Raw genomic sequence first — 12153 nt, 5'->3', positions numbered from 1 at the left:
GGCCGCGCCGGGCGGGCCGCCCCCCCCCCGCGGTTTGTTTCTTTAATGGGTGCCCCCCGGCATAAATCCGGGTGGGCGCCCCCCTCTTTCCTTGCGGGGGGGGGCGGCGCCCCCCCCCCGCCCGACGCTGGTCGACACGCGCCTGGGAGGCGCCATCCCGGGCGAGCCGCCGGTTCGGCGGCAGCCGCCGCGCCGTCGGCGCTCGATCGTCAAGACGGCGACGATTCTGGTCGGGGTCGGTGTCGCCGGGTTGGCCGCGATTGCCGCATGCACGGCGCTGCTGACCGAAACCGGTGGCAACCAGCCGAGTCAGCGCAGCACCGTCACCGCCACCACGAACAACGCACCGAACACCCGGCCCCAGACCACCCCGAGCCCCCAACAGACCGGAAACAACTGGCCACCCCCCGGTTGGACCCCGCTACCCAGCCAAACCTTCCAGATCCCCTTCCCCACCCAAACTTTCCAGATCCCCTTCCCAACCTTCGAGATCCCGGGCCTACCTTTCCCTCCCCCGAACGGCAACAGCCCTCGGTAACCACGTACCGCCTTCATACGCCCGCTACGACCACCACAGCCCGGGTCGCGTAGCGATGCGGGCACGGAGAAAGGCGGGAGTCTGCCGGGCGATGCGGGTTCGGATATGACACGAGCCCGCTCGCTCGGGGGAGCGGGCGGGCCCGTGAAAAGCGGTGTGGTCTACTTGATTTCGGCCAGGACGGTGCCCTGGGTGATGGCGGCACCGGCCGCGATCGTCAGGCCGGTGACGACGCCCGCCTTGTGGGCGTTGACCGGATTCTCCATCTTCATGGCCTCGAGGACCACGATCAGGTCGCCCGCCTCGACGGACTGCCCTTCCTCGACGGCGACCTTGACGACGGTGCCCTGCATGGGCGCGGTCACCGAATCACCGGACGCCGCGGAGGCTCCCGCCCCGCCCCGCTTGCGCGGCTTGGGCTTCTTGCGGATGACACCCGCACCGTTGCCCGCGGCACCGGCCGCGCCCGCACCGACGGTGAACTGCCCGGGCAGCGACACCTCGAGGCGGCGTCCGCCGACCTCGACGACCACGGTCTGCCGCGCGGCGTCCTCGTCCTCCTCGATCGGCTGCGCGCCGGCGTAGGGCTCGATCGGGTTGTCCCAATCGGTCTCGATCCACTTGGTGTAGACGTCGAACTTGGTGCCGTCGCCGATGAACGCCGGGTTGGACACGATGTGGCGGTGGAACGGAATCACCGTCGCCAGGCCCTCGACCACGTACTCGTCCAGGGCGCGCCGCGCCCGCTCCAGCGCCTGCGTGCGGTTCTCGCCGGTCACGATCAGCTTGGCCAGCATCGAATCGAACTGCCCGCCGATCACACTCCCGGCCACCACACCGGAATCCATCCGCACACCCGGACCCGACGGCTCCTTGTATACCGTCACCGGCCCCGGCGCGGGCAGGAAGTTGCGGCCCGCGTCTTCACCGTTGATCCGGAACTCGATCGCATGCCCGCGCGGCGTCGGATCCTCGGTGATCGTCAGCTCACGCCCCTCGGCGATACGGAACTGCCAGCGCACCAGGTCGATCCCCGAGGTCTCCTCGGTCACCGGATGCTCCACCTGGAGACGGGTGTTCACCTCGAGGAACGACACCGTCTCGCCCTGTACCAGGTATTCGACGGTGCCCGCGCCGTAGTACCCGGCCTCGCGGCAAATCCGCTTCGCGCTCTCGTGGATCTTCGACCGCACCTCGTCGGACAGGAACGGCGCGGGCGCCTCCTCGACAAGCTTCTGGAACCGCCGCTGCAACGAACAGTCACGCGTCCCGGCCACGATCACGTTCCCGTGCTGATCCGCCAGCACCTGCGCCTCGACATGACGCGCCTTGTCCAAGTACTGCTCCACGAAGCACTCACCACGCCCGAACGCGGCAGTGGCCTCACGGGTCGCGGACTCGAACAGCTCGGGAATCTCCTCGATGGTGTGCGCGACCTTCATGCCGCGACCGCCACCACCGAAGGCGGCCTTGATCGCCACCGGCACGCCGTACTTCTTCGCGAACTCCACAACCTCGGTCGCGTCCTTGACCGGATCCTTCGTCCCCGCCGCCATCGGCGCCTGGGCCCGCTCGGCGATGTGCCGGGCGGTCACCTTGTCACCCAGATCCCGGATCGACTGTGGCGACGGCCCGATCCAGATCAGCCCCGCGTCGATCACGGCCTGCGCGAAATCAGCATTCTCCGAAAGAAACCCGTAGCCCGGATGAATGGCGTCAGCGCCGGACTTGCGCGCGGCGTCGAGAATCTTGTCGAACACCAGATACGACTCCGCCGACGTCTGCCCACCGAGCGCGAACGCCTCATCCGCGAGCTTCACAAACGGCGCTTCGGCATCCGGTTCCGCATACACCGCGACACTCGCGATACCGGCATCCTTGGCGGCCCGGATCACACGCACCGCGATCTCGCCCCGATTGGCAATCAGAACCTTGGTGATCTGCGCGTTGGCATGGCTGGGCACTGCGCCTCCTGTGCTTTGGACAACTTTCGTCTGGAGCGAGTGTAGGCAGTCTGCCAACAGACGCCGAACCGGGCTAGGGGCTACCGGGCAGTAGCGACACAATCACACCATCAAGACGGTGGTTTACACCGTCAATGGGGATGTACTTCCGGGCTCGACTCCCGTGACGATCGGCGTCCGCACGGCATTACTCCATTCCGTCCACGACCCGTCGTAATTGCGCACGCTGTCGCAGCCCAGCAGATAGGTCAGCACGAACCAGGTATGCGCCGAATGCTCGCCGATCCGGCAGTAGGCGACCGTTTCGGCCGCGTCGAGAGCGGCCGCGTAGATGCTCTCCAGCTCCGCCCGGGACCGGAATCGCCCGTCCGCGGCGACCGCGGCCGTCCACGGGATGTTCACCGCCGTCGGAATGTGGCCCGCACGCAGCGACTGCTCCTCGGGGCGATCGGTGATGCGAGCCCGCTCGCCGCTGTACTCCTCCGCCACCCGCACATCGATCAGCGACTGCCCCAGCCGCGTCCGCACCTCGTCCAGAAACACCCGCGCCCGCTTGTCGTCGCGATCGACCACCGGATACTCGCCCAGCCCGACATCGGGCACCTCGAAGGTGGTGTCGCGCTCCTCGGAGATCCACGCGTCCCGCCCGCCGTCGAGAAGCCGCACGTCAGGATGCCCGAACAGGTCGAATACCCACAGCGTGGCGGCCGCCGTGCCATTGGCCTTGTCGCCGTAGACGACCACCGTGTCCTCGCGCTCGATACCCTTAGCTCGCATCAATTCGGCGAAACGGGCACCGTCGATGACGTCCCTCGCATTCGGGTCGGTAAGCTCAGCCCGCCAGTCGATCTTGATGGCGCCGGGCACATGCCCGATGTCGTACAGCAGTACGTCCTCGTTGGACTCCACGATCTTGAGCCCCGGCGCGCCGATGTTTGCCGACAGCCATTCCGTGGTTACTAGTCGGTGAGGGTGTGCGTGGGAGCCGAAGGATGGATGAGGGTCCGGGGCGACGGGCACGGTGTTTGGTCCTTCACGCGTGGTTGACGGGTGGTCAGCAGTTCCACTCCGATCGTAGGTGCGAACAGTTACAGCAACCGGTTTCACATCACGAATCGGGTGAAGAGCGAATAAGTCGCAGCCTCATCCGATAAAGTCTCCCGGGAGGAGGGGTGAGCTATGTCTGATTCTTGGCCACGACGGCGCCTGCTCGCGATCCTACGTGGCGCCAGCGAGCCTCTCGATGCCCAGGAACTCGCCAGAGTTACCGGGCAACATGTCACGACCGTCCGCTTCCACCTGGACGTATTGACCCGCGAGTCGCTGGTTCGGCAATTCCAGCAACCGCCGCGCGGTCGCGGCCGTCCGCGCATCGGCTACACCGCCGTCCAGCGATCGGTCGGCTATCAGGATCTCGCGCAGGTGCTGGCCGATCAGCTCGGCAGCGATCCGCGCCGCCGCTCGGATGCGGCCATCGCCGCCGGGCGCGCCTGGGGCGCCAAGCTGGAGTCGCTCGATCAGCCGATCGCCTCGCTCGACGACGCCAAGGACGTCACGGTGACGACGATGTCCGAACTCGGCTTCGCCCCCGAGCGCGATCCCTCGTCCGAGACCGACGAACAGGTCACGATCCGCCTGACCGCCTGCCCGCTGCGCGATCTGGCCCGCACCCACTCCGAGGTGGTGTGCGGCGTACACCTGGGCCTGATGCGAGAGATTCTCGACCGCAACGGCGGCCGCGACACGGTGAACGTGCGCCTGCATCCGTTCGTGGAGCCGGAGATGTGCGTGGCCCGCCTGGAGGCGCTGGAGAACACGCTGCTGCCGGATCCGGCCGAACTGCCGGATATGCGGCAGGACGGCGAACCGCGGCTGGCAGCACCGGCCGGCGGCCGGGTCGCCCCGCAGCTACGTGCCGACCCACAATTGCGCAACCCCGACTCCCACGCCGGCAAGCAGTCGACGCAACAGCGGTAGCCCGATCCCGATCACGCTCGACGGATCGCCCTCGATGCGGTCGACGAACCAGCCGCCGCGACCGTCCAGGGTGAAGGCGCCCGCCACCTGCAGGGGCTCACCGGAGGCGAGATAGGCCTCCAGCTCCTCGGGTTCGGGCTTGGCGAAATGCACGGTGGTGCCACTGCAGTCGACGGCCTCCGCCGTCACCGTGCCGTTCTCGAGCCGCAGCACGCTGTGCCCCGTCAGCAGATCCGCGCTCCCCCCGGCCATCTCGGCCCAGCGCGCCCGGGCCACCTCCGGCGTCAGGGGCTTACCCTGCAGCACGCCGTTCACCAGCAGCATCGAATCACAGCCCACCACTACGCAATCCGCGACGACATCGGCGGACTCCGCGATCAGCGACGCGGCGACGCTCCGCGCCTTCGCCCGCGCCAGGGCGGTGACGACCTCCTCGGGTGCGGTATCGGGCGGCAGCGCCGCGGCCACCGCATCCTCGTCCACATCCGAGACCCGCACCAGCGGCGCCAGACCCGCCGACCGCAGCACCTGCAGCCGCGCGGGCGAGGCAGAGCCCAGGACGAACTCGGTCACGTCAGTCGCGCAGGTGCGACAGGTACGGGAAGGCGTACGGCGAGAACGGCGACGTCCCGCGGTGCATGAGCGTCGGCCTGCCCCACTGGTCGGCCGGGCCCGTATCGCCGGGTGTCGCAGCGGAGTTCGCCGCGGCGGCGGCCAGCACGCACACCAGGGCGGCGACCTCGTCGTCGGTGGGCGAGCCCTTCAGGATCCGGATGACGGGTCCCGCGTTCGATTCGGCATCGGCCGCCACCGGTTCCATCGCGACGAGCTCGTCGACCGACAGATCCAGTTCGGCAGCCCGCAATACCTCTTCATCAGCTACAGCCGTCACAGCGCCAGCTCCTCCTGTCCTGCGCCGGGAACCCCGCAGGGCCTGTCCTTACCATCTTTGCTCGGATGAGGCACTTACGCGCGAGATGCTGTTGTTTCTCACAACTGCAGTGTGCCTCCGCTGCCTCGCGTATCGCTGGATCAGAGCGGAATGTTGCCGTGTTTCTTCGGCGGCAACGTCACCATCTTTCGTTCCAGCAGCCGCAGCGCCGAGACGATCTGGCCGCGGGTGTGCGAGGGCGGGATGACCGCGTCGACATAGCCGCGCTCGGCCGCCACGTACGGGTTGACGAGGGTGTCCTCGTACTCGTTCTGCAGCTCGAGCCGCAGCGCATCGACGTCGGCGCCCTCGGAGGCGGCCTGCGCCAGCTGCTTGCGGTAGACGAATCCGACGGCGCCCGAGGCACCCATCACCGCGATCTGGGCGGTGGGCCACGCCAGGTTGACGTCGGCGCCCATGTGCTTGGAGCCCATCACGTCGTAGGCGCCGCCGTAGGCCTTGCGGGTGATGATGGTGATTTTGCCCACAGTGGCCTCGCCGTAGGCGTAGAGCAGCTTGGCGCCGCGGCGGATGATGCCGTTGAACTCCTGATCGGTGCCCGGCAGGAAGCCCGGCACGTCGACCAGCGTGATGATCGGGACGTTGAACGCATCGCAGGTGCGCACGAACCGCGCGGCCTTCTCCGAGGCGTCGATATCCAGGCATCCGGCGAACTGGGTGGGCTGGTTGGCCACGATGCCGACGCTGCGGCCATCGATGCGGCCGAAGCCGACGATGACGTTCATCGCGCGCTCGGCCTGGACCTCGAGGAATTCGTCGTCGTCGAGCAGACGGCGGATGACCTCGTGCATGTCGTAGGGCTGGTTCGGCGAGTCCGGGATCAGCGTGTCGAGCTCGAGATCCTCCTCGGTCAGCGAGTCCTCGATCGCACCGTCGATCGGGTCGCTGGCGGGGAAGCGCGGCGCCTCGGCGCGGTTGTTGCTGGGCAGGTAGCTCAGCAGATCCTTGACGTAGTCCAGCGCGTCCTGCTCGCCGGAGGCAACGTAGTGCGCCGCACCGGATTTCACCATATGGGTGTGGGCGCCGCCCAGCTCCTCCATGGTGACTTCCTCGCCGGTGACGGTCTTGATGACGTCGGGGCCGGTGATGAACATCTGGCTGGTCTGGTCGACCATGACCACGAAGTCGGTCAGCGCGGGCGAGTAGACGTGGCCGCCCGCCGCCGGGCCCATGATCAGCGAGATCTGCGGGATCACGCCGGAGGCCTGAATGTTGCGGTGGAAGATCTCGCCGTAGAGGCCGAGCGAGACCACACCCTCCTGGATGCGAGCCCCGGCGCCCTCGTTGATGCCGATCAGCGGGCGGCCGGTCTTGAGCGCCAGATCCTGCACCTTGACGATCTTCTCGCCGTACACCTCGCCGAGGCTGCCGCCGAAGACGGTGACGTCCTGGCTGAAGATGCACACGTCGCGGCCGTCGACGGTGCCGTAGCCGGTGACCACGCCGTCGCCCAGCGGGCGGTTGTTCTCCAGGCCGAAGTTCACGCTGCGATGCCGCGCCAGCGCGTCCATCTCGACGAACGAGCCCTCGTCCAGCAGCGCCAGAATGCGCTCGCGCGCGGTCATCTTGCCCTTGGCGTGGACCTTGTCGACCGCGGCCTCACCCATCGGGTGCTGTGCCTCTTCCAGCCGATTGCGCAGATCAGCCAGCTTCCCAGCGGTGGTGTGGATATCGGGGGCGCCCGCCGAACCCGGCGAAGGCTGCTGCTGGACACTCGTCATGCCCCGGAGTGTAACCAGTGCCAGAGCGGCGGGAAATTCCAGTAGGGGCTACTCGCGAGTACTGCTATTGGCCGTCCGCCAGTAGAAAACCGCTGGTGAGAGGCGGTGAGTGGCAGGAAAACCCTCTTCTGTCACGCCGCGGAAATTCGGATTCCAGGTGCACGGCCGGAGAGGTTCACAATTGCGCCGGGCGGACGATCAGCGCATCACCCCGGTGTGCCCGGTCGAATAGCGTCCCGGCTGCGGCCACACCGTCAATCCGTGCGGGCCGTGGCCGACGGGGATGCGCGCCAACAGCTTCCAGTCGACGATGTCGATCGCGTACACCTCGTCGTGGTGGCGCCCGGCGACCCAGAACACCCGGCCGTCGGCGGAGAGATTCCCCATATCCGGACTGCCGCCGCCGGGAATGTGCCACTTGTGCACGAGCCCGCGGGACGCGAAATCCCACACCGACAGGCTGCCCTCGCCGCGATTGGTGATGATCATCTGGCGCGAGTCGCGGGTGACGTACAGCCCGTGCGCGCCCTTACCGGTCGGGATGTGGCCGGTGACGTCGAAGGTCTTGGCGTCGACGGTGTACATGCCGTCGGCCATCATGTCGGCGATGAAGAAGGTCGACCCGTCCGGGGACAGCTTCACGTCCTGCGGCATGCCCTCCCGCCCGCCCGGCAGGTCGATCATCCGCACCAGCCGCAGCGCGGCGATGTCGATCACCGCCATGCGTCCGGCGAATTCGCAGCTGGCCAGGGCGAAGCGGCCGTCGGCGGTGAAGTCCATGTGGTCGACCCCGGCGCAGTCGGGCACGGGGATGGCGTTGACCTGCTGCCAGGTGCGCGGGTCGTAGAAGTCCAGGGACTTGTCCGCCTCGGCGACCACGAGGGCGTAGCGGCCGTCGGGCGTGAAGTACATGTTGTACGGGTCGCGCACGGGCAGCGGGTCACCGGCCTGTCCGGTGCGCGGGTCGATCGGCATCAGGCTGCCGCCGCCGATCGGCAGGTCGTTGGTCGCGTACAGCGTCTGCATGTCGTAGGAGGGCACCACGTGCTGCGGTTCCTCGCCCTGCGACGAATAGGTGTCGATCACCTCGAAGGTGGCCGGATCGATCACGGATACGGTGTGCGACTTGCTGTTGGGCACGTAGACCCTGGGCAAATGGTCGGCCACCGTGGGGCTCAATTCCCGGGCACCGGCGTAGACATCGGTGGCCGACACCGGCGGCGGCATGCCCGGCAGCAGGTTCGCCGCGATCGGCGACGCCTCGGCACCGGAGGTGGCTACCGACGCGGAAGTGGGCTCGTCCGGCCCTTTCTTGTCCACCTCACTCGATGAGCAACCGGCCAGTACGACTACGGCGGCAAGGATTCCCAGGCGCGCTCGGGGTGCGGTCATGCGCCGCACCGGGCCGAAACGTCGTCGCGGCAAATCGACATGCGGCGAATAGTAGAGGGCCGCATCGCCTTTGACAGCAACTTTTCAGCGATGTCGCGCTACGAATCTGTCACGGTGGCCGCTCGGCCGTGCGGCATCGTTCAGGAACCCAGCACGCGGTCCAGCGCGTCCACGGCCTCGTCGAGTTCGTCGACGGTGACCGTGAGCGGCGGGCGGAAGCGGATGCCGCGCTCACCCGTGCCGAGGATCAGCACGTGCTCGCGCTCGCGCAGCGCGGTCACGACCGCGTCCCGCCGCCCCGCCGAGGACAGCGTGACCGCGCACATCAGCCCGCGCCCGCGCGGGTCGGTGACCTCCGGATGACGCCGCGCCAGCTCGGTGAGGCGGTCCAGCAGGTGCGCGCCCAGGCGACCGGCGCGTTCGGGCAGGTCCTGGCTCTCGATCACCTCGAAGATCCGGCGCGACCGCACCATATCCGTAAGATTTCCGCCCCAGGTGGAGTTCAGCCGGGAACTGACGGCGAAGACGTTGTCGGGAACCTCATCGACGCGCCCACCGGCCATCACGCCGCAGACCTGGGTCTTCTTACCGAAGGCCACCACGTCCGGACGCAGGCCGAGCTGCTGGTAGGCCCACATGCTGCCGGTGAGGCCGACGCCGGTCTGCACCTCGTCGAGCACGAACAGCGCGTCGTGGTCGTAGCACAGCCGCTGCATCGCCCGCAGGAACTCCGGGCGCAGGTGCCGATCCCCGCCCTCGCCCTGGATGGGCTCGGCGATGAAGCAGGCGATGTCGTGCGGGAACTCGGCGAAGGCGGCGCGGGCCTGCGCCAGCGCCCGCGCCTCGGCCGCCTCGATGTCGACGCCCTCGGACAGGTACGGCGTGTCCAGGCGCGGCCAGTCGAACTTCGGGAAGCGGGCCGTCTTCACCGGGTCGGTGTTGGTCAGCGACAGGGTGTAGCCGGTGCGGCCGTGGAACGCACCGGTCAGATGCAGCACGCGCGTGCCCAGTTCGGCTGGGCGCCCGTGCATTTCGTTGTGCCGACTCTTCCAGTCGAAGGCCGCCTTCAGCGCGTTCTCGACCGCGAGCCCGCCACCGTCGACGAAGAACAGGTGCGGCAGCGCGGGATCGCCCAGCACCCGCGCGAAGGTATCCACGAACCGGGCCATCTCGACGGTGTAGATGTCGGAGTTGCTCGGCTTGTTCAGCGCGGCGGTTGTGAGCTCGGCCCGGAAGTCCGCGTCGTCGGCCAGCGCGGGGTGGTTCATGCCCAGCGCCGAGGACGCGAAGAAGCCGAACATGTCGAGATAGCCGGTGCCGTCGCGGGCGTCGATCAGTCGTCGGCCACGCGAGGCGCGCAGATCCAACACCAGGTCGAACCCGTCGGCCAGGATGTTCGCGGACAGGATTTCGTGGACCCGAGAGGGGGTGACCAGCGTGTTGTCGGCAACCGTCCCGGGGCGCTCCAGTTCGAGGGTCACATCAGCAGGTTACGTAAATATTTACGGTTTCGCTACGGGTTTCCGGAAAGATTACGATCGAGCATCATCTGTCGTAGAATGTCTGCAGAATGATGGTGCTTCGGGTTCTGACGTTGGCGGTCGCGCGGATCTCCTGCAACAGCTGCTCGAGGTGCCGCGGTGAGGCCACCCGCACCAGCAGCACGTAGCTCTCCTCGCCGGCCACGGAGTGGCACTCCTCGATGCCGGGAATGTGCTGCAGCAGCGCGGGCGCGTCGTCGGGCTGCGAGGGGTCGAGAGGAGTGATCGCGACGAATGCCGACAGCATCTGCCCCAGCGCCTCGGGATCGACCTTGGCGGTGTAGCCGCGGATCACCCCGCGCGCCTCGAGCCGCCGCACCCTGGACTGCACCGCCGACACCGACAGGTTCGCCTTCTCCGCCAGATTGGAGAGCGTGGCCCGGCCGTCGGCCATCAACTCGCGAATCAGCAGTCGATCGATGTCGTCCAGGGCAGGTTTCGCCGGTGCATCAGCCATCAGCGAAGGCTAACTCAGCGACCCGGACTCGTGGCAGAAACGCCAGGCACGCACACCACCGTCGAATACGGAGCATCGCATGACACCCGCACTCACCGCCCCCGCAACTCGCGAATTGCGCTCCCGCGCCGAACATCTGCTCGCGGCCCTGGGCGCCGCCCGCCCGGAACCCGGCCCGCTGACGGTGCGCACCCCGATCACCGGCGGCGAGCTGGCGAGCCTGCAACCCAGTTCGGGCAGGGCGGTCGACGAAGCGATCGGCAAGGCGGCCAACGCTTTTCGGTCCTGGCGCACGGTACCCGCGCCGCAGCGGGCCGCCGTGGTGCGACGGCTGGGACAGTTGCTCGCCGAGCACATCACCGAACTCGGCGAGCTGGTGACGCTCGAGGTCGGCAAGATCAGCGCGGAGGCCCGGGGCGAGGTGCAGGAGATGATCGACATCTGCGAGTTCGCGGTGGGGTTGTCGCGCCAGCTCTACGGGCGCACCATGCCCTCCGAGCGGCCCGGGCACCGGCTCATGGAGACCTGGCATCCGCTCGGCGTGGTCGGGGTGCTGTCGGCGTTCAACTTCCCGGTGGCGGTGTGGTCGTGGAACACCGCGATCGCGCTGGTGTGCGGGGACACCGTGGTGTGGAAGCCTTCGGAGACAACGCCGTTGACGGCGCTGGCCTGTCACACGCTGCTGCGTCGGGCGGCCGTGGAGGTCGGCGCGGACCCGGATGTTCATCAGCTGATCCAGGGCGCGGTGGAGGTCGGCGAGCGCCTGGTCGACGACGAGCGGGTCGCCCTGGTCAGCGCCACCGGGTCGGTCCGGATGGGGCGCGCGGTCGGGCCGCGGGTAGCGGGCCGGTTCGGCCGCTGCCTGCTGGAGCTCGGCGGCAACAACGCGGCGGTCGTCACCTCCTCCGCGGATCTGGAATTGGCCACGCGCGGTGTCGTTTTCGCCGCCGCGGGCACCGCGGGGCAGCGGTGCACGACGCTGCGGCGGCTTATCGTGCACGCGGATATCGTCGGCCCGCTGCTGAACCGGATCGAGCAGGCGTACCACCAACTGCGCGTGGGCAATCCGCTCGACGACGGCGTACTGGTGGGTCCGCTGATCAACGAGCGCGCGTACCGGTCGATGCAGGACGCGATCGCCCGCGCCGTGCAGGACGGCGGCGAATTGCTGTGCGGCGCGGAGCGTGTGATGGTCACGGGCGAGGACTCCTACTACGTGCGCCCGGCGATCGTGCGCATGCCCGCCCAGACCGCCGTGGTGCGCGAGGAGACCTTCGCACCCATCCTCTACGTGCTCACCTACCACGATCTGGACTCCGCGATCGCCCTGCACAACGGTGTGCCGCAAGGGCTTTCGTCGGCCATCTTCACCGGCGACCAGCGCGAGGCCGAGCGCTTCCTGGCCGCCGACGGCTCCGACTGCGGCATCGCCAACGTCAATATCGGCACCTCGGGCGCCGAGATCGGCGGCGCCTTCGGCGGCGAGAAGCACACCGGCGGCGGGCGCGAATCCGGCTCCGACTCCTGGAAGGCCTACATGCGCCGCGCCACCAACACCGTCAACTACTCCCCCGACCTACCCCTCGCCCAGGGCATCCGGTTCGGCTGACC

10 protein-coding genes are annotated in these 12153 nt (G+C 68.2%); 2 read left to right on the top strand and 8 right to left on the bottom strand.

Features of this window, described 5'->3' with window-relative positions:
- Positions 1 to 699: 699 nt before the first annotated feature.
- Both QH290_RS12775 and QH290_RS12770 read right to left on the bottom strand, forming a co-directional pair.
- On the bottom strand, positions 700 to 2502 hold the full coding sequence (locus QH290_RS12775; protein WP_280382955.1) for an ATP-binding protein: 1803 nt from the start codon (positions 2500 to 2502) through the stop codon (positions 700 to 702).
- Positions 2503 to 2625: 123 nt separating this feature from the next.
- Positions 2626 to 3522, bottom strand: coding sequence for a sulfurtransferase (locus QH290_RS12770; protein WP_280265102.1), 897 nt, complete (start codon positions 3520 to 3522; stop codon positions 2626 to 2628).
- Between the two features lie 159 nt (positions 3523 to 3681).
- On the opposite strand from QH290_RS12770, the gene QH290_RS12765 reads away from it, so the two are divergent.
- A complete protein-coding gene (locus QH290_RS12765) occupies positions 3682 to 4479 on the top strand; it encodes a helix-turn-helix transcriptional regulator (RefSeq protein WP_280265103.1) in 798 nt (265 codons plus the stop codon).
- On the opposite strand, the gene QH290_RS12760 is transcribed toward QH290_RS12765, so the two are convergent.
- The 6 genes from QH290_RS12760 to QH290_RS12735 all read right to left on the bottom strand — a co-directional run bounded on the left by QH290_RS12760 (position 4411) and on the right by QH290_RS12735 (position 10542).
- Positions 4411 to 5052, bottom strand: coding sequence for a Maf family protein (locus QH290_RS12760; RefSeq protein WP_280265104.1), 642 nt, complete (start codon positions 5050 to 5052; stop codon positions 4411 to 4413). The genes QH290_RS12765 and QH290_RS12760 overlap by 69 nt on opposite strands.
- 1 nt (position 5053) lies before the next feature.
- A complete protein-coding gene (locus tag QH290_RS12755) occupies positions 5054 to 5371 on the bottom strand; it encodes an acyl-CoA carboxylase subunit epsilon (RefSeq protein ID WP_280265105.1) in 318 nt (105 codons plus the stop codon).
- A gap of 140 nt (positions 5372 to 5511) precedes the next feature.
- Complete coding sequence (locus QH290_RS12750) at positions 5512 to 7152, bottom strand: acyl-CoA carboxylase subunit beta (protein ID WP_280265106.1); 1641 nt, start codon at positions 7150 to 7152, stop codon at positions 5512 to 5514.
- Positions 7153 to 7350: 198 nt separating this feature from the next.
- Complete coding sequence (locus QH290_RS12745; RefSeq protein WP_280382954.1) at positions 7351 to 8544, bottom strand: YVTN family beta-propeller repeat protein; 1194 nt, start codon at positions 8542 to 8544, stop codon at positions 7351 to 7353.
- Between the two features lie 140 nt (positions 8545 to 8684).
- On the bottom strand, positions 8685 to 10025 hold the full coding sequence (gene lat, locus QH290_RS12740) for an L-lysine 6-transaminase (protein WP_280382953.1): 1341 nt from the start codon (positions 10023 to 10025) through the stop codon (positions 8685 to 8687).
- A 64-nt stretch (positions 10026 to 10089) separates the two neighbouring features.
- Complete coding sequence (locus QH290_RS12735; RefSeq protein ID WP_068014460.1) at positions 10090 to 10542, bottom strand: Lrp/AsnC family transcriptional regulator; 453 nt, start codon at positions 10540 to 10542, stop codon at positions 10090 to 10092.
- 79 nt (positions 10543 to 10621) lie between these two features.
- Here QH290_RS12735 and amaB point away from each other — a divergent pair, with 79 nt between their 5' ends.
- On the top strand, positions 10622 to 12151 hold the full coding sequence (gene amaB, locus QH290_RS12730) for an L-piperidine-6-carboxylate dehydrogenase (RefSeq protein ID WP_280382952.1): 1530 nt from the start codon (positions 10622 to 10624) through the stop codon (positions 12149 to 12151).
- Positions 12152 to 12153 lie beyond the last annotated feature (2 nt).

The organism is Nocardia wallacei (assembly GCF_029869545.1).
GTDB classification, from domain to species: Bacteria; Actinomycetota; Actinomycetes; order Mycobacteriales; family Mycobacteriaceae; genus Nocardia; species Nocardia wallacei_A.
The sequence above is the reverse complement of the archived record's forward strand: the minus strand, read 5'-3'. Positions and strand labels throughout refer to the sequence as shown.